We start from the raw sequence: 17761 nt of genomic DNA, 5'->3' as shown, positions 1-17761 counted from the left end.
TTAATTATACACTTTGTTGTAAAACGTTTTTTATTCCGTTTTCAAATTCCGTTTTCAGTTTATTTATTTTTCTTTTATTCGCAAACCAATGAAAAGGTGAAGGACTTGAGTGAAGTCCGAACGATATGCAATTTACAAGTATGTCAGTTCCATCATAAATTATTGTCAATTGTTTTCCCCAATCAAATCCGCCAGATTCTTTCCAATTCAAATTTAGAATTGTCATTTGTTGGTTGCTTGAATAAATATTCCAATTATTCTTCTCTGCAATTTTTTTTATTAAAGCGGTGTTTTGTCCTCTGGATAAACCATTGATTCGTTTCAGCGTATTTAAATTCAGAATAGAGTAGATGAGTAGAGAACTAAACGTTAATGATAAAGTCAATAAGATTAGCGAAATTCCAATCGGTTCATTTTTGGTCAAATCCGAATTAAACTCCATTATTGTAATAAATGGAAAAGCAATAACAAACATTCCATAAAGAAAATATTCAACAATTTGTTCAAGAATCCATTGCTTAAAAATCAACTTTTCAGTTTGCTTTGATTTAGGTATGTCAATTTGGTTAATCAGTTTCTCGAAATGTTTTACAACGGTTCGTATAACCGTCCGTTACGGGTTAAAAGTTAATGTTATTCGGTTTAGAACTGTTGTTAGCAATTCCGAGTGGATTGGACGTAGTCGAATCCGCCGTAATTGCGGTTATACATTGTTGTGCGCTGGCTTTTTTTCTATTAACTCTAATGTTTCTTTTACAAAATCCGTTTTTCCAAGTACATATGAACCTCTATCGTTTTTAAATTTAGAGGCTAATTCAAGTTTTAGCTTTTCATACTGTTTAGCTCTTTCAAGGTTTGAATTCAGATAGTCTCGAAAGTCAATTTGTTTCCACATCACGTTATCCTTTGGACACATATGAATGTGAAAAATCTGCTCTTTTGTTCCATCAACATTGTATCCTTTTCCGAAATTTGAATATGCCTCAATATTTTCTCGGGCCGGAATCACAAAATGAACGTAACCTAATTCCGTAAAATCCGCGATTAGATTTTCGTTAAATAATTTTTCTTGTGGTATTTCTATCATTAAATCAATATATGGTTTTGATTTAACGCTAGGAATAGAAGAACTCCCAAAGTGTTCAATTCGCAAGATTGTTTTAGTTCCTATCTTGTCAATTATTCGTTTTTTTTCATTTTCATATATAACCTTCCATTGGGGATTATGGTCAACCAATTCAATAGGAAAAAGTGTATTCCAATCTTCTTTGGTTAAATCATATAATGTCTTTTTCATTGTATCTTGATTTTTTCAGCTTGCGCACAACGTTTTCGGCTATGAGTAGTTGTTTAAAGTACTAAGTTAGCAAAAAGGCACAGAGTGAGGAATATTCGGAGAATATTCCGATTGGCACATACCAACCTCAAGCAATGAATTATAGCCGTTGTTGTATGCAGTTTTTATTTCAGTCCGCTAAAGTTTCTTTTAGGGTTTCCAATATTTTAGTCAGTCGATTATCATTCAAATTAGAGATTCGATATTGACGGTATTTTTTGAATCCGTCACTAAATATTATTTCGTAGTCGTTCAAAGCAATAGTGTCAATCATAATTCTTTTTTGGTCGTCACGAAGTCCATGTTCAATAGAACGCGAAATAATTAGTCGATACAATGATGTTCCAATTCGGAAATGATTGTTTTCTCCTTTTTCTTTTAATTCCGCAATGAATTTCTTAACTGGTTTTAATTTTTCAAATCCACTGTTATCAAACAAGTCAAATATTCGTTGAGTTGTTTCCCAAGAATCTTGAAATCGCTTTGTTATTTCTATAGTTCGACTGTCCATTTCTCAAATTGCATACAACGGTCTCGTATAACCGTCAGTTACGGGTTAATATGCGTTAATTTTCGGTTTGGCACTGACGTTAGCAATTCCGAGTGGATTCGGACGTAGTCGAATCCGCCGTAATTGCGGTTATACATTGTTGTGCATAGTATTTTTACCATCTCAATTTGATTTCAGTTCCTTTTTTTAACCCATAAATTGATTCCAAAATTTTAATCAACTCATTAAAAATCAAGTCAATTTCATTTTTTGATTTAGCTCCGTACCATTTTGAGTAGTTAGGACTTATATTTCCGTCCGAATCTTTTTTTTGCGGTTCTAAAAATCCCAAACTGAATATTCCATTTTTTTGATTCTCAGAATACTGATTTTTTTTGTCCAAAAACTCGTTACTTACTATTTCAGAGTAAAATTCTTTGCTTTTTATAAATCCTTTGTATTGAATATAGTAAGAGTCAAATTCAACTATTAAGTATTCAAGATTGGGGTTTTTACTTAAAATATTGGTAAAATCAGTTTTTAGATTCTTATTTTCAAGATTCCATTTATAGGATTTAGTTTTTTCAATATTTCTCTTTTTGAGAACTATGAAGACACCTATTAAAACTATTATTATTCCAATTATTAATTTCACTCGAATGCGTTTTCAATATTATGCACAACGGTTGGTGTATGGTTTGTTGCGTTGATAATAAAGTTAGCAAAAAGGAACGAACCTGAGGAAAATTCGGAGAATTTTCCGATTAGCACTTAGACACTCCAAGCAATTAATTATACACCGTGTTGTGCACTGTTTTTTTAATAATATTCTATTTTTCTTTCCACTAAAAAATACTCATTTTTAAATGTGTGGGCTGTTTTTTTTATCCAATTTTTCATAGAGTCATATTCGTAATTATAGACCCATTTTATTTGAGTGTTTTCAAGCAAATCAAATTCAGTAATCTCAACTTCATTTCCATTTTCATATCTATAGACTATTTTCCCTTCAAGTTCACCATCTGCATAATTTTCCCACGTAGAAGTTAAAAGATTATTATCTTCATATTGATTGGTCAAGTTTTCTAATATGCCTTCTTCATTGTCATACCATTTTTTATTTATTACTTTTCCATTCGAGTCATATTGATATTTATACCATTCTTTGAATCCATCATTGTAAACTGTCTCCTCTTTAAGAATTAAGTTCTTATCACTGTAAAAAAAGGATGTTGTCAAATTGGTGTTTTTCTTTTTGTTAGTCTCAATCTTCTTTTTTAATCTCCCTTTTAAGTCATATTCAAACTGTACGAAGAGTTTTTCTTTGCCTTCAATTTCATCAATATTAGAAGCACTAATACTTTCTGGGGTTCGGTCAAATATTTTTTGGGTTTCTAATCTTTTTTGGTTGTCATAAGAGTATTTAATAATCTCATATTTGGTTATAGATTTAATTAGAACCTGTTTTGAATAATCAAATTTATCAGTTCTAATAACTTTATTATTTAAATCTTTGTATATGATTTTTGTTATTTTTCCAACTTCATTAAATTCGATTGTCTTGTCTAATTTTTCAGTTTCTTCCCATCCTTTTTTAATTTTAAAAAAGTCTTTGTCAGTTTGGTATGAATCATAAGTTACTTTCTTTACTTTTCCATTGATATTATAGTCTTTTGCTGTTATAAACTGTCCAAAAATCTCATTAGGATTTATTATATAAAATATTGCTATTAAGAATATTAAGTTTTTGTTCATATACTAAATATAGGTTTTGACAAATTGTGCATAACGGTTACGTATAAGAATAGTGCGGTTTTGTGTCCGAGGATTTTCCGCAGGAAAATCGGAGTGACCAAATACGCACTAACCTTTTGATTTAGGATTAAACTTAAGCATTATTTTTATACAATGTTGTGGTTAGTTTTTTACTATTTACTTTCTTCATTTATAACCTCCAAAGCACTTTTGAAATAACTTTTTAAATTGTCAAATTCGTGTTCACCAGGATACCAATTTGCAAATTTCCAGTATTTCCATTTGTCACTCGTCGAGTTTGGAGGAACTAGTAGAAAGTATTGCTCTTGATTTATTCCACCAACAATAATACTCTTTTCAAGCTGTTTTCCAATATTTTCAATTCCGTCAATGCTGTATGCTTCTATGACATAACTGTCAATATTTTTTAGAAAATCAATTTTATTAATCGGCTCGAAAGTCGGCTCAAAATCATTTGGTGCGAAAAATCCGTTTGTAATTAATAGAAATTCTTTAAAGTCCGTTGGTAATTCAATTCCGAGTCTTTCTTCAGTCAGTTTTATTTCAGTTTCTGAACATGGTTTAGTCCCTAACCATTTATTTTCAGTCTGCCCTTGAGAAAACTCAAAATCAGCTAACTCGATTGCTTTTTCTGATATTTGTTTTAGTAGACTTTCCATTTTTTTAATTAACCACAACGGTTCGTGTAAGGATAGTTGCTTAAAGTACTAATTTAGCAAAAAGGCACAGCGTGAGGAATATTCGGAGAATATTCCGATTGGCACTTACCAACCCCAAGCAATTATTTTTACACTTTGTTAGGCAACGTATTTTATTTATAATATTCAATTGTCCGTTTTACAATTCTCAACGGTTTATTGTTTTTAAATTCAATTTTTTCTATCCAATTATTTTCTGAATCATGTTTAAAATCATAACTCCAAATGTCATTAGTTTTTCCGTCATTGGTCTTAACTGTTTTTTGAGTTAAATCACCATTTTCATTGTATAGATTTCTTTCAGTAATGGCGAATTCATTTTCTCCCATTACTATAATTGATTCCTTTAGTTTTCCGTTTTCGTGATATTTGTTTTTTGTTTCATCAAAAGTTGAGTCGTTTTCTACGTTGAATTTCTCAACAACTAATTGATTGTTGTTGTTATAAAGATATTCGTTTTCTACTCTGATAGTATCCCAAGTTCTATATTCGATAATCTTTTCCTTTTCTTTCAAGTTTTGACTGTTAAAACTTCTTTCGATTAATTTTATTGGGATGTTTTTATATCTAAATTGACCTTCATAAATCAAATTGTCGTTTTGGTCATATTTTACACTGTAAGTCGATTGAACTGTGTCATTTTGAATAGTTTCTCTTTTTATTGGTCGATTATTGTTATCTCGCTCAATTTTTAGAGTTCTCTTAAATCCATCGCTGGATATTAAAACGCTAGTCAAACTATCCTTAGCATCATATTTAAATTCGAAGTCTAAAAATGACCCTTTTCCGTAATTATCAATTTCCTTTCTTTTAATTAATAGGTCATTTTTATCATAAGTATAGATATCTTCTTTTATTACTTTGCCGTTGTAAAGAAACTCTTTTATTGAAGTAAGGTTTCCGATTTCATTAAATTCTAGTAAAGAATTCCGGTCAAATGCAGGTGAATTTATTTTCTCTCCGATTTTAAAAGTGTCTTTCTCGATAATTAGATTGAAGAGTTCCGATTTTACAGATTTTATCTTTCCATTAAAGTCGTAATTGGATAGGTCGCTTTTACGGTCTGTATTGTCTGCTGTTTTAGAACAACTAAACAACCAAAGGCAAATTGTAAATAATATTCCGAATGCTTTTTTCATATGTTGCCTAACGGTTGGTGTATGGTTAGTTGCGTGTTTAAGCAACTAATTTAGTAAACAAAAACGAACGCGAGAAAATTCCGAAGGAATTTTCCAAATAAGCACTTTCCAAAGCAATTAATTATACACGTTGTTGTACACAGTTTTTATTTCTCCTTTTTTTATTAGTTCAATTAATTCACATCTTTTTTCCGAATTACTTTGTTCCGAGAAATTCTCTCCAATTCGCACAAAATCGTATGGAATATGTTTGTTTTCAGATACGATTGTTTTTTCAAAACTACTTTCTCCATAAGCGAGAAGTGTTGTTTTGTCTGAACTTATAGAACTTAATAAGATTCTCTTTAATTCTCCGTTTTTTTGCTTGGTAAAAACTCTAAATCGAGAGCTTTGTAATTCCAATTCAGTTGGGTAAAAAGCAATTCCATTTTCATCAAAAACGATTTGTTCTCGATGATTCTTTTTGTCAAACTTTTGTCCGAAGTCTGTATTGTCAATAATTATTGCAGTTCCTTTAAAGTTTTCAGGTAAAATTAAATCCACTTTTTGGATATCAGCGAAGTAAAATGATATTTCATAAACTGCTTTTGAAGTAGGATAGAACAAAACTAAAGGTGTTAAAATCCAAATTAGCTTTTGTTTTAATTTAAAAGTCCCAAAGAGTAGAGAGATTATTCCGATAATAAAAATCGGAAGTCCGATTATAAATCCCATAAAGACAAACATTGGAATCAAAAATCCAATAATAATTAATCCAATGCCAATTTTGTCATATTTGTTCATTCCTCAAATTGTGTACAACGGTCTAGTATAAGAATAGTTGCGGTTTTGTGTGCGAGGATTTTCCACAGGAAAATCAGACGTAACAAAATTGCAACTTCCTTTAGTTAAGCACTAATGTAGCAATTATTTTTATACATTGTTGGCAGTAGTTTTTTAATTTCTTTCATCAACTTCTCCGCTTTCTTTGGCTTTTTTTAATTGCTCTTTTATTAATTCATAAATCTCACTTAAAGCATTTGGTCGATATTCTAAAACCGACTTTTGAACAGAAGAGAAAGGGAATCCATTTACAAAATATTTCTTATCGATTACGGTAAAGTCCGTTCCATATTGGTCAGTAATTAGTTGCCATTCAAAATTCAGTTTTTCAGATAAAGTTTGTCCGAATAATGCTCCAATCATATCTATTACATCCTCTGTTTTTTCACGTGATTTTTGGTCAGCATTTTTCCAATTTTCTATGGATGTATCCAAATACTGAAATTCCATTATACTCTCTTTTTTGAAATCAGAGTATTTCGCAACAAATTCAGACGCTTGCTTTGATTTGTTTTTTATAAAATCAATTTGTTCCGTATTTAAGTCATTCAGAACAGGTTTATATTTTTCGTCTGTGGATTGAGCTTTTGCTTTTCCACCAAAAAGTGCACTAAAAATTCCCATTATTAATATTAGTTTTCTCATTTCTCAAATTATTGCCAACGGTTGGTATAAGAATAGTGCGGTTTTGTGTCCGAGGATTTTCCGTAGGAAAATCGGAGTGACCAAATACGCACTAACCTTTTGATTTAAGATTAAACTTAAGCATTATTTTTATACGTTGTTGTGTACAGTTTTTTTATTCTAATTCTTTATAAACAATGTCAAAGTCCAAGTCGTTTGGAATATTTAGTCTTTTGCGTTTTTGTTCAAATTGTTCCAAAGTCAGATTGAGGCTTTGTTCAGTACTTTTTTTCTCTATTTCGATAATGTGGTAATAAGTCAAGCTTTTGTCAATTCCGTTGTCCGAATTTTTGGGATGACTTTTTGCAATTATAAAATCTGTGTTATGTCCAACGGCAAATACAGTTTCGGGAATTATAAGTCGGTTTGAGTATTTGTCCGAGTGATAAATTATGCATAGTTCATCCATTGTACCGTTTGCAAACAAGGAGTAATCAGCGGTTATATCTTTTTCCACTAATCCAGCTCCGAAATAGCACGATTGTAACATCAATAAAATGGCTATTCCTAATATTTTTGTCGCTTTTCTTAATATTATTACGGTCATTCTTGAAATTGTACACAACGGTTCGTGTAAGGATAGTTGCATGATTAAGCGACTAACTTAACAAAAACGGAACGAACCAGAGGAAAATCCGCAGGATTTTCCGAGTAGGCAAGAACCAAGCAATTATTTTTACACTTTGTTAGCACCTGTATTTTTTTATCCATCTATTAATATTTCAGTCGCATTTAAATCATTCATTGTCAAAGTAAATGTATGGTTTAAGTCGTGTTCACTTTCAAAGGCGATTTCCCAAACTTTTGGCTCATTTTCACAACGAGGCAAGAATAAGTAAACAGCTTTAAATTCCTTTTTAAAGTCAGCTATTTTAAAATCCTCTTTCCAATTCCGAAATTCATTTTCAATCATTGGTTTTATTGACAAAGCGATTTCATTATAATCAGATTCGATTTTTCGGAAAAAGTCCTTTTGTATTTTTGTCGGTCCGTTTACATCTCCGGTTATTCCTATTTCAATAATGTCATCAGTTGGCTTGAAATGTCTTCGACATTCAAAATAGCTTTTAAGCGGTTCCTTTTTGTCATCAAGAAAAACCATTTTCCCGAAAAACTCATCATCTATTTTTATTGTCTTTCCTAATATGAAGTCAAATATTCCCATTGTGATTCTCTTATTGGTGCTAACGTATTTGTATATGGTTTGTTGCGTGTTTTAAGCACCTAATTTAGCAAATACAAACCGAATAGAAAATCCGCGAGGATTTTCGTAAGTAGGCTAGAACTAGCAATAAATTATATACGGTGTTGGCAACAGTTTTTCTTTTTTTATTCAGCTATTTCTACAGTTTCTTTTGTTCGACCAAATAATATGGCAATAGCAGAGATTATCGCTGGTAAAAACAAAATAAATAAGGTTAATATTGCAACATAAGATTTTCCAAAGCCAAACTGAGAAGCAAAAATAATTGGTGTAAATACAAGAAAAAATATTCCAAATATCAATGTCAAAATTCCGAGTATTTTTGAGTATTTCTTTACCTTAAAATCTGTTGAGCCAAACTTACGAGCATTCCAGCCTGTTACTGACATTAGTATAAACATAAGAAATGTTATTGTTATTCCATAATCGATTTTTTCGCTTAACATTATTACTAAACTCACAATAGACATAATCAAATAGAATATTGAGGCAAACCAAGCACTTATTCTTACTAATATTAAATTCATTAATCTTCTTTAATAAATTCGTTTGGGTCAAATCCGTACATAAACTTGTTTAATTGTCCATTTGAGCTTTCCAATTCGACAATGTCCATTAGTTCCTCAAAATATGAACAAACTCTTTCTCGGTCTTCTGTATCCAAGTCCAAATAAATTTCCGCAAACCTTGAAAGTCCAATTCCGATTTTTTCCTGATACTTTTTGTCATTCGGTTTATCAGATTCGGCAACAGTTTTAAAATCAGACGCAACTTGGTTTATTTTTTCCGTTAAAATTGGTCCCATTTTTTCGTCCGCAATTCCAGGATAATAATTTTCCGATACGAACTTTTTCTTTGCTATAAATTTCGCAAATTTTTCATTCGCATTTTTAGGTGTTTTCATTTCGGTTACATTTTGTCCACAAGCAGAAAAGGTCAAAAAAAACACTAAAATTTGAATGTGTTTCGTCATTTCTCAAATTGTTGCCAACGGTTTTGTGTAAGGATAGTTGCGTGATTAAGCAACTAACTTAACAAAAATGGAACGAACCAGAGGAAAATCCGCAGGATTTTCCGAGTAGGCCAGGACCGAGCAATTATTTTTACACGTTGTTAGCAGCTGTTTTTTTATTTGGTTCATAATTCTGAGGAATGCAAACATTATGCTCGGATTTTTCTATAAGTATTCCCATTAATTTTTGAATATCTTCAGTTTTGTAATCCGTTGTATTTATTGATATTTCTGATTTTGATTTAAACTTCAGTTTTAATTTTTTACTAAATCGGTCATACCGAATTTGAGTGAGTTCAATCAGATTCCTTTTTTGGGCCCAACTTTTATTTAATATTATTTCATTTTCCTTAATAAACAGAGTAAAAGGTTTTTTTGCTTTGTAGATAAAATGAAATGTAAATTCAATTATTGAATGCGCCCAAAGAAATAAAACAAGAAAAATAAAACTATCGTAATATTTATTAAGTATTAAAAGGGCTGTCCAAAATGACGCTATTGTCATTGAAAATCCATTTATTTTTTTCCCATAACTTTTAATTTTAAAGTCAGACTCAAAATTTTTGTTTAAAACAGAATATTCCCAAACAAAAAGAGTAAGGAATATTAAAAACAATAAAGAAGCGTTCAGAAAAGTAGAGAATTCCGCATCAGTCACTAATCCGTAACACAGAGTTCCAAGTAATAATATAAGTACAATAAAGTATTTCATTCAAATTGCTGCTAACGGTTTGTATATGGAAAGTTGCGTGTTTGTGTGCGGCGATTTTCCGAAGGAAAATCAGACGTAAGCAAACAAAGCAACTCACATTGATTAAGCTAAAAGTAGCAATTTTTTATATACGTTGTTAGCTACAGTTTTTAATCAGTCCAATTTTCAATCGTTCCATTTTCGTTGAACCAAATTTCAATATATACTTTTTCATAAATCGGTTCTCCTTTCCGTTTCAGAATGTCAAATTGCAATTTAGAAAGCGCTTTTTTAACAGATTTTATGCAATAATTATATTCTCTTTTAGTGTCCCAATAATATTCAATTTCATCCGCAGTTTGATAATCAGTCATTATTACATCAGTTATTTTTCCGTTTCTTCCAATTTCAACTATAAAACTTTCTCCACAGTCAAATTTGTCCAGTTTCTTCCATTTGTATTCTTTAATTGAGTTGAATAGAATATCGCTAATTGTATCTCTCTTGAGTCTATCGATTCCGTTTTTTAAATTAATGTAATTCTGTTCGTTACTATTTTGTGTTATTTTTCCGTTCTCAACTTTTAAAGCTGTTTCATAAATAAAAGTTCTTTCAAACACTCCATCCCAACGAATTTCTTTATTGTCATTTCTTTTTGTAGGAAAAGAGATGTTTCCACTAAACCAATCGATAAATACTTTTCCATTTTTGACTTTTTCTCCAAATAATTTTCCGATATAATTTTTTGGAACTTTTTCTTTGTATTCAAGCGAATGGCAATTTATAATTGAGCTTACAAACAAACTATCATTTTCGATTTTGTATATTGCTTGATACCCTCTCCAGCAATTCAATGATGTTCCTTCTGTATCGTCAATTGAGTTTCGGAAACTCAAATCAAACAATCTACCTTTGTCATCTTTTCTTGTTTGCAGATATTTTTCAACCAACAAATTGTAGGTTGCAATTGTATCGTTTTTATAGATTAGATAGTCGGGAACTTGTGGACTTGCAAATGAATTTGACACAAAAAAGATTAATAATATTATTGTCAAAATTCTTGTCATAATGTTTTTTCAAATTGTAGCTAACGGTTACGTATATGGAAAGTTGCGTGTTTATGTGCTAGGATTTTCCGAAGGAAAATCAGAAGCTAGTGAACAAAGCAACTAACATTGGTTAAGCACAAAGTAGTAATTTTTTATATACTATGTTGTACAACGTTTTTAATATTCTTTTTCCTTTTTCACTTCTCCGTTTTCAAAATATGTAGTCCAAACACCTTTTTTCTTTCCATTAACTCTTAGACCTTCTTTGAATAGAAAGTAAATTCCATTCTTATTTGAACATCTGTAAAATTGCGTATATGTTTTATCACTGATGTGGTCTTGGGATTCAAAAAAATCATTTAACGATTTTGCGTTTGAGTCTATTTCCGTAGTTAGATATTCTTCAACCTTATTTCCTTTACGGTCAAAGATTTTTATTCTCTTCAGGTTTCCATAATTATCAAAAAAATACTCATGGGCAATTTGTCCGTTTTTATAATACTGTACCATTTTCCCAGTTTTGGCCCAAAATTTTTCAGAATTATGCTTATAGTTTGTCGAACACATAGTCCATCGTATGTTTCCATTTTTGTAAAATATCGTGTCCTTTTGACAGCTAACTTGTTCTAAATCTTTTACTAAATTTAAAAACCTAACCGTATGTTGAGCATTGGAAGAATAACTGATTAGAGTTAATATTATGATGTTTAATATGCTTTTCATGGAAATGTTGTACAACGTTTAGTATAACAAGCGTTGCATCCCGGAGGGTGCGATGATTTGTTATATAGTGTTGTGCTTTCGTTTTTATTTATTCATTCTTTCAATTACCTCCTTCGCAAGGTCTTTAAATGTAGAATTGAATTGTTCAATTTTATAATCTTTAGCTACAACCTCTAACATTTCGTCATGGAATAGAAGCATAAAATGTTTCTTTTCTTTCCATGTTGGTTCGTGATAATAGGGGTGGACTTTATGAATTGTTTTTAATTCCTCAATCCATTTTGAATTTTCTATAACGTGAGCTTCATACCAGTCCATTCCTTTATCCGCTATTGGCAAACCACCAAACACGTCTTCATTTGCAATTCCAAATCTAAATGTCCCACCATCAAATTCGACAAGTGCTAAAGGGTATTTATTTTCGCTTGAGTTGTCAATAACTGTAGTATATGTTCCATCCCAATTTGGATCAGGTTCAGATATCATGTATAATAAAAAAGTTTTGTGACCATTTCCATAAACCTGTGGCATTGGTGCACCAGTGTCCCATTTTAAAGGCCAATCAATAATCTTAGCATATTCATTATTGTCTGCAGATGATTCTTTGTCTTTATTTTTACTGAATATTCCCACTATTTACTTTTGCATTCATGAAGCACAACGGTTGGTGTAAGAATAGTGCGGATTTGAGAGAGGCTGATTTTCCGAAGGAAAATCGGACGCAAGCAAATCAGCACGAACTTACGATTAAGTAATAAACTTACGCATTATTTTTACACGTTGTTGGCACCAGTTTTTATTTTTTCTTTAAGTGCTTTTTTTAACCAATCCGAGTCATCAGTTTTGATATTTCTTTTTAAGTCCGATGTCAATTTTGTATTGCAAATCAATGCGTGACGAACTGATTTGTCTATGTCAGATTTAAGCATGTCAAAAATCCGATTATTAATTTTTCGTTTGCGTGCTATTGCGTAACGAACTTTTTCATCCTTGTCAGATGCTAAATATTCAAGAATTTCAATTTGAATTGTTTTGTTATGAACAACCCATTCCTTCAATTCAGGAAATTTTTGAATTACTTCATGCCAAACACCAATGTCTGCTGATTCTGATGCTGAGCGTTCCTGTTCTTCGAGGTTTTCACTTGTTCGTAATCTCTTAAATTCTTCTGCTGATGAAATCATTTGCTCAAATTGGTGCCAAAGGTCTCGGCTATGAGTTGTTGCGTGATTTAGCACTTAACTTTGCAAGTATACACCAAGCTGAAAATCCGCGAGGATTTTCAGAAGTAGGCGAGAACAAGCAATTACTTATAGCCATTGTTGTAAAGCGTTTTTATTCTTTTACTTTTTTAAATATTTTCTCTAAAGTTGGTTTATATTCCGTGTATTGCCAATACGAATCATTTCTCAAAATAGATTCAAGCAATAAATTGTCTTTTTCTTTTCCATGTTTCTTCTTTTGTGATAAACACAAGGAATGATACATTAGGGTTTCGACATATTTGTTTATATAGTACTTTTTAAAACTTTCCTTCGGTTTTCTTTTATCAGTCGTCAGTTTGAAATCCTTGAAGTTTAAGTCAGTAAATCTGTAATAATCAATTCCATTATATCTTGGGTATTTTTTTATATAGTCAAGAGCTTTTTTATAATTCGGTGGTTTTGGAACATTAATATAACCCCAAATCATCGTGCCAAAAGTTCGCATACTCATTAAAAAAAATATTCCTTTTTCAGTATCATTTGAGAGGTTATAGTTATTTAGAAAAAAATTAACCTCTGATAAATCAAATGGCTTGTTTTTATTTCCAATGGCTGAAAATAACATTCCATAATAACAAGAAACTAATTCGTGATAATCAGTTTTTTCATTTTTTAGAGAATCAACAACTATAATATTGTCTTCGGCTTCAGCTTCGTGCATATTCCAATTTACTCCTCGAATGATATATAAACTCTTTAATGTGATTGTATCTGGTTTAGTTAAAAATTCGGATGTCAATAATTTATTATTAGATGTAACAACTTCTGAAATAAACTTTTTAGCCTTTAATAGTTTTTCAGAAGAAATTGAGTTGACTTCTTGATAAACGTTACTTGGAGGATCGCTTCTGAAATGAAAATTTTTATACGTTTTTGCTAATTCTACCAAGCCTTTATCGTATTCATTATTTTGACTAAAAATATTTTGAGAAAATACTAATGTTAGGAAGAAGATGATTGTTTTTTTCATATGTAGTTTGGTTTCGTAAATGCTTTACAACGGTTTTGTGTATGGTTAGTTGCGCGTTTCAGCAACTAATTTAGTAAACAAAAACGAACGCGAGAAAATTCCGAAGGAATTTTCCAAATAAGCAACGACCAAAGCAATTAATTATACACGTTGTTGGCAAACGTTTTTTAATTTCTTCCAATTATTCTCCAGTCGCTATCAATGTCCTTTTGAGCTGACAAAATCATTTCTTTATATTTTTTATCACCTTTCAGGAGTAAGGTCAGAGTTGCATTTCCACTTCTTCCACGACTATCCTTTTTTAAACTTATTGAACCAATTGGTAATGCAATAACACTGTTTATCTGTCCGATTTCATTTATCAATTCAATGTTGGATTTTACGTGATTTTCTATAGTTTTAAAAGCATCAGATTTATTAAAAATCAGATTTATTAATCCAAACATAGCGATGCTTAAAATTATAAAAGCTTTTCCAATTATCAGTACGAGATTTGATTTGGATTCGGATTTTTTTTTTTTTGATTCAGTGTTTAAGACAAAAAATATTCCGATTAAAAATACAATTCCACTTAAATACAAACTTTCCCAAAAGAAATAGAAGGGAATTATTCGGCAAATTATTCCGTAAATAAACATGGCTATTGCAAAAAAGATAGTCAGTTTAGAGGTTAAGTTAATTCTATTTAGGATTTCCATTTAAATGTTTGCCAACGTTGTTGTATATGGAAAGTTGCGTGTTTGTGTGCGAGGATTTTCCGAAGGAAAATCAGAAGCTAGCAAACAAAGCAACTAATATTGGTTTAGGGTAAAACTAGCAATTTTTTATATACGGTGTTGGCAAATCGTATTTTAATCAAAGTAACCTTCATATTTTATTGATTCCAAAATCCCATTTTCAAATTGAAAAAAGAATAATGAGGTTTGCTCTAAATTCCCAAGAGTTACTTTGTCAGATTCTATTTTAGTTTTTAATATATTTTCAAGCGTTCTTTTATTAATTCCGATGTTTAAAGAATCAACGAATTTTATTTCAGGATTTTTGATAATTCCGCCAATAATTGATTCCCAGTTTTTCGCTTTATAAAATTCCAATTTAGTTTTGTCAAAAGTCAGAGTTTTCATTGTGTCAATAACACTTTTGTCGTGATGGTTTTGATAAGGTTTTAACTCTATTTTGAATAAAGAACTTTTAAGAGCATAATCTTCCAATTCAGATTCAAAAGCAAATGCTAAACTGTCATTTTCTACAAACTGTTCCTCCGCAATGTTTTCCTCAACTTTTATTTCCATTTCGGTTTTTAATTCAGTTGTTGCATTTTGTTCGACAATTTCAGTCTTTTTGGTTTCAGTTTGTTTGCAAGAAACCAATAATATTAAAATTAGAATCGATGTTAGTAAATGTTCTCTCATATGTTTGCCAACGGTTTGTGTATGGTTAGTTGCGTGTTTATGCAACTAATTTAGTAAACAAAAACGAACGCGAGAAAATTCCGAAGGAATTTTCCAAATAAGCAACGACCAAAGCAATTAATTATACACGGTGTTGGCAACTGGCTTTTTTTTCGTTCGTTATTTTCTTAATTATTATTCCGCTAATAAAAGTCGAAATTATTGTCAAAAATATAATCATTCTGTAATTCACGTTATTTTGATGATATTTCAAAACTCCGTCATTCATTATTGGATTGGTTATAGTTATTTTTATAAACTGACTTTCGAGATAGCAAAAAAGACAGTAAAAAGCCGGAATTAAAATCAGATAGACTAAATTCAGTCCGATTATTTTGGTAAAAGAACTAACTTTTCGAGATGTGAAATAAAATCCGATTGGAATTAAAGTCAGAATGAAAACAATGTCGGTTTCAAAAAGTCTAAAGTCCTTTCCTCCATAAAAACCGAGTTCATAATTCGCAAAATATTTTACTGTTCTGCGAGTCAAAATTCGATAATCCAATTCGTATTGCATTCCGAAAATAAAAGTCAGAATTACGATGAAAACTAATATAATAAGTTTTCGATTCTTTTTTAGCATTTTCTTTTTAAGAATAAATAGAAGCCAAACTGAACGAGTAAATTTGGAATCAAAAAGATTAAAAGAATGATTGTGAAAAAGTATAAATATTCAAAATCAAATGAAATTTCGTTTTGAGAAATACTTATCCAAGCTACGAGAATTACCATTAATACTAAAAGAGTAATTCCAATTTTAATACTTGGTTTAAATATCTTTTTTATGACGTCTTTTGTAATCTCGAAGTTTTTATATTTTCCATAACCATCTCCATAAAAAGCTAAAGCAGCAAGAGGTATTAAAGCTCCTGAAATAACCCCAAAACTCGAATGACCTTGAAATGATGAATAAATCAAAATTCCGCCAACAATTGCGTTAATTATTCCAGCAATAACTATCGCTAGATTAATGTAATGATTTTTTATTAATGCCATTTTTCAGCTTGTTGCCAACGGTTTTGTGTATGGTTAGTTGCGTGTTTCAGCAACTAAATTAGCAAATACAAACCGAATAGAAAATCCGCAAGGATTTTCGTAAGTAGGCGAGTACTAGCAATGAATTATACACGTTGTTACCCAACGTTTTAATTCGGATAAATCGATAACCTTATCTGATTGTAGGAACCTTTAGTATTTCCAAAAGCAAACAAATAAGCATTCATTCCGTTTTTATTTAGCCACTTTATTCCGTCTCGATATGTTCCGCCATCTTTTGGGTTTTCAGACTCGATTTCCGAAATGGTTGGTTCTCCGTACTTTTCAGTTAACATTTCAGTCAATTCTGTGAATTTTTTCTCGAACGCTTTTTTCGTTTTAAGATTCTCATTTTCCGATTTGAAACTTTTTCTTTTTAAATCATTCCATTCGTACATAATTACTCGAATCGTACTATCTTTTGTAAAATGATAATCAACTTCGAGTGAGAAATTAGGTTTTATTATTCTCTTAAAATTCCGAGATATTTCAAGTTTGTGGTTATTCTTATTTGGATAAATTCCTTCTCCTAATCCAATTCGATAACTTGGCGAAATATCTTCAGATTTTAATTTTTTTTCTAGTTCGAGAACATAATTCAAATTCAGATTTTCATAATTAAAAACCCGTTCATTTTGGAAAACTTTTTTGAAGTTGCGCATCCGACTAATAATAAAGCCAGAAATATAATTGCTATGACGTTTGTTTCTCTCAAATGTTGGGTAACGGTTGGTGTATGGTTTAGTTGCTTGTCAGCAACTAAGATAGCAAAAAGTAACTGCGCAGCGGAAATTCGGCAGAATTTCCGTGATGGTCTTTAAACACCATTAAGCAATTAATTATACACGTTGTTACCACAAGTTATTTATTCCGTTCTATTTTCAAATTCAGTCCAATAGCTCTTACTTAATTCGGCTAATTTACTGAAAGTCAATTCGTTTAAAGATTGGTCATATACTTTAATTCCGTAGCAATCAAAAATAATACTTCCTCCAATTAAGGCTGTTTTAGGGTCCTCAATTTCAACATCGATTTGGTAATTTCCGTTTTCTATTTTACAGGTGAAAATATTGTATTCCCATTGAGAGATAATTTTCAAATCCGATATAGTTTTTCTTGAGAAACCTTTGTCCGACCAAGGTTCAAATTCCAATTTAGTCGGTTTGATTAATTCAACGTAAAAACATTCAAATCCAGGATTAATTCTTTCCGATAAGTAATAGCAATCGATTTTCAATTTTATCTTGTCCGAGTAGTTTTCAAATCCACAAATTGTTCCGTCGTGGAATATTGAAAATGTACTTCTAATATTTTCCTGTGCGGTTGTCATTAATTTGTGGTAACGGTCTCGTATAAGAATAGTAGCGGATTTGCATACACTTACTTTTCAGTTAAACACTTACCTTTTTTATTATT

24 protein-coding genes are annotated in these 17761 nt (G+C 30.8%); all 24 read right to left on the bottom strand.

The window, feature by feature from the left end:
• Nucleotides 1-4: 4 nt before the first annotated feature.
• On the bottom strand, nt 5-529 hold the full coding sequence (locus N1F78_RS01210; protein WP_406684379.1) for a hypothetical protein: 525 nt from the start codon (nt 527-529) through the stop codon (nt 5-7).
• Between the two features lie 174 nt (nt 530-703).
• Entirely contained in the window at nt 704-1297 is a 594-nt protein-coding gene (locus N1F78_RS01205; protein WP_406684378.1) for a GrpB family protein, read from the bottom strand.
• Nucleotides 1298-1466: 169 nt separating this feature from the next.
• A complete protein-coding gene (locus N1F78_RS01200; protein ID WP_406684377.1) occupies nt 1467-1847 on the bottom strand; it encodes a hypothetical protein in 381 nt (126 codons plus the stop codon).
• Nucleotides 1848-2001: 154 nt separating this feature from the next.
• Nucleotides 2002-2481, bottom strand: a complete 480-nt coding sequence (locus N1F78_RS01195; protein WP_406684376.1) for a hypothetical protein — start codon at nt 2479-2481, stop codon at nt 2002-2004.
• Nucleotides 2482-2645: 164 nt separating this feature from the next.
• Complete coding sequence (locus N1F78_RS01190; protein ID WP_406684375.1) at nt 2646-3581, bottom strand: hypothetical protein; 936 nt, start codon at nt 3579-3581, stop codon at nt 2646-2648.
• 173 nt (nt 3582-3754) lie between these two features.
• Nucleotides 3755-4261, bottom strand: coding sequence for an SMI1/KNR4 family protein (locus tag N1F78_RS01185; RefSeq protein ID WP_406684374.1), 507 nt, complete (start codon nt 4259-4261; stop codon nt 3755-3757).
• Between the two features lie 152 nt (nt 4262-4413).
• Complete coding sequence (locus N1F78_RS01180; RefSeq protein WP_406684373.1) at nt 4414-5439, bottom strand: hypothetical protein; 1026 nt, start codon at nt 5437-5439, stop codon at nt 4414-4416.
• A gap of 117 nt (nt 5440-5556) precedes the next feature.
• A complete protein-coding gene (locus N1F78_RS01175) occupies nt 5557-6222 on the bottom strand; it encodes a hypothetical protein (protein WP_406684372.1) in 666 nt (221 codons plus the stop codon).
• 153 nt (nt 6223-6375) lie between these two features.
• Nucleotides 6376-6906 (bottom strand): DUF3806 domain-containing protein, encoded by a 531-nt coding sequence (locus N1F78_RS01170; RefSeq protein WP_406684371.1) that lies wholly within the window; start codon nt 6904-6906, stop codon nt 6376-6378.
• Between the two features lie 154 nt (nt 6907-7060).
• Nucleotides 7061-7492, bottom strand: a complete 432-nt coding sequence (locus tag N1F78_RS01165; RefSeq protein WP_406684370.1) for a DUF3997 domain-containing protein — start codon at nt 7490-7492, stop codon at nt 7061-7063.
• A 156-nt stretch (nt 7493-7648) separates the two neighbouring features.
• Nucleotides 7649-8110: a hypothetical protein gene (locus tag N1F78_RS01160; protein WP_406684369.1), complete on the bottom strand. Its 462-nt coding sequence runs from the start codon at nt 8108-8110 to the stop codon at nt 7649-7651.
• Between the two features lie 164 nt (nt 8111-8274).
• Entirely contained in the window at nt 8275-8676 is a 402-nt protein-coding gene (locus N1F78_RS01155; protein WP_406684368.1) for a hypothetical protein, read from the bottom strand.
• A complete protein-coding gene (locus tag N1F78_RS01150) occupies nt 8676-9122 on the bottom strand; it encodes a DUF4844 domain-containing protein (RefSeq protein ID WP_406684367.1) in 447 nt (148 codons plus the stop codon). The genes N1F78_RS01155 and N1F78_RS01150 overlap by 1 nt, the downstream gene beginning before the upstream one ends.
• 130 nt (nt 9123-9252) lie before the next feature.
• On the bottom strand, nt 9253-9873 hold the full coding sequence (locus N1F78_RS01145) for a hypothetical protein (RefSeq protein ID WP_406684366.1): 621 nt from the start codon (nt 9871-9873) through the stop codon (nt 9253-9255).
• 149 nt (nt 9874-10022) lie between these two features.
• On the bottom strand, nt 10023-10919 hold the full coding sequence (locus tag N1F78_RS01140; RefSeq protein ID WP_406684365.1) for a hypothetical protein: 897 nt from the start codon (nt 10917-10919) through the stop codon (nt 10023-10025).
• Nucleotides 10920-11078: 159 nt separating this feature from the next.
• Nucleotides 11079-11624 (bottom strand): hypothetical protein, encoded by a 546-nt coding sequence (locus tag N1F78_RS01135; protein WP_406684364.1) that lies wholly within the window; start codon nt 11622-11624, stop codon nt 11079-11081.
• A gap of 84 nt (nt 11625-11708) precedes the next feature.
• On the bottom strand, nt 11709-12257 hold the full coding sequence (locus tag N1F78_RS01130) for a hypothetical protein (protein WP_406684363.1): 549 nt from the start codon (nt 12255-12257) through the stop codon (nt 11709-11711).
• A 140-nt stretch (nt 12258-12397) separates the two neighbouring features.
• Complete coding sequence (locus tag N1F78_RS01125) at nt 12398-12808, bottom strand: hypothetical protein (protein ID WP_406684362.1); 411 nt, start codon at nt 12806-12808, stop codon at nt 12398-12400.
• 151 nt (nt 12809-12959) lie between these two features.
• The gene (locus N1F78_RS01120; protein ID WP_406684361.1) at nt 12960-13859 is read right to left on the bottom strand and encodes a hypothetical protein; all 900 of its coding nucleotides are present in this window, start codon (nt 13857-13859) and stop codon (nt 12960-12962) included.
• A 167-nt stretch (nt 13860-14026) separates the two neighbouring features.
• Nucleotides 14027-14557, bottom strand: coding sequence for a hypothetical protein (locus N1F78_RS01115; protein ID WP_406684360.1), 531 nt, complete (start codon nt 14555-14557; stop codon nt 14027-14029).
• 153 nt (nt 14558-14710) lie between these two features.
• Complete coding sequence (locus N1F78_RS01110) at nt 14711-15151, bottom strand: hypothetical protein (RefSeq protein WP_406684359.1); 441 nt, start codon at nt 15149-15151, stop codon at nt 14711-14713.
• Between the two features lie 735 nt (nt 15152-15886).
• Entirely contained in the window at nt 15887-16306 is a 420-nt protein-coding gene (locus tag N1F78_RS01105; RefSeq protein ID WP_406684358.1) for a hypothetical protein, read from the bottom strand.
• Between the two features lie 149 nt (nt 16307-16455).
• Nucleotides 16456-17007 (bottom strand): hypothetical protein, encoded by a 552-nt coding sequence (locus tag N1F78_RS01100; RefSeq protein WP_406684357.1) that lies wholly within the window; start codon nt 17005-17007, stop codon nt 16456-16458.
• 203 nt (nt 17008-17210) lie between these two features.
• On the bottom strand, nt 17211-17675 hold the full coding sequence (locus tag N1F78_RS01095) for a hypothetical protein (RefSeq protein ID WP_406684356.1): 465 nt from the start codon (nt 17673-17675) through the stop codon (nt 17211-17213).
• Nucleotides 17676-17761 lie beyond the last annotated feature (86 nt).

The organism is Seonamhaeicola sp. MEBiC01930 (genome assembly GCF_045277075.1).
GTDB lineage: Bacteria > Bacteroidota > Bacteroidia > Flavobacteriales > Flavobacteriaceae > Seonamhaeicola.
The sequence above is the reverse complement of the archived record's forward strand: the minus strand, read 5'-3'. Positions and strand labels throughout refer to the sequence as shown.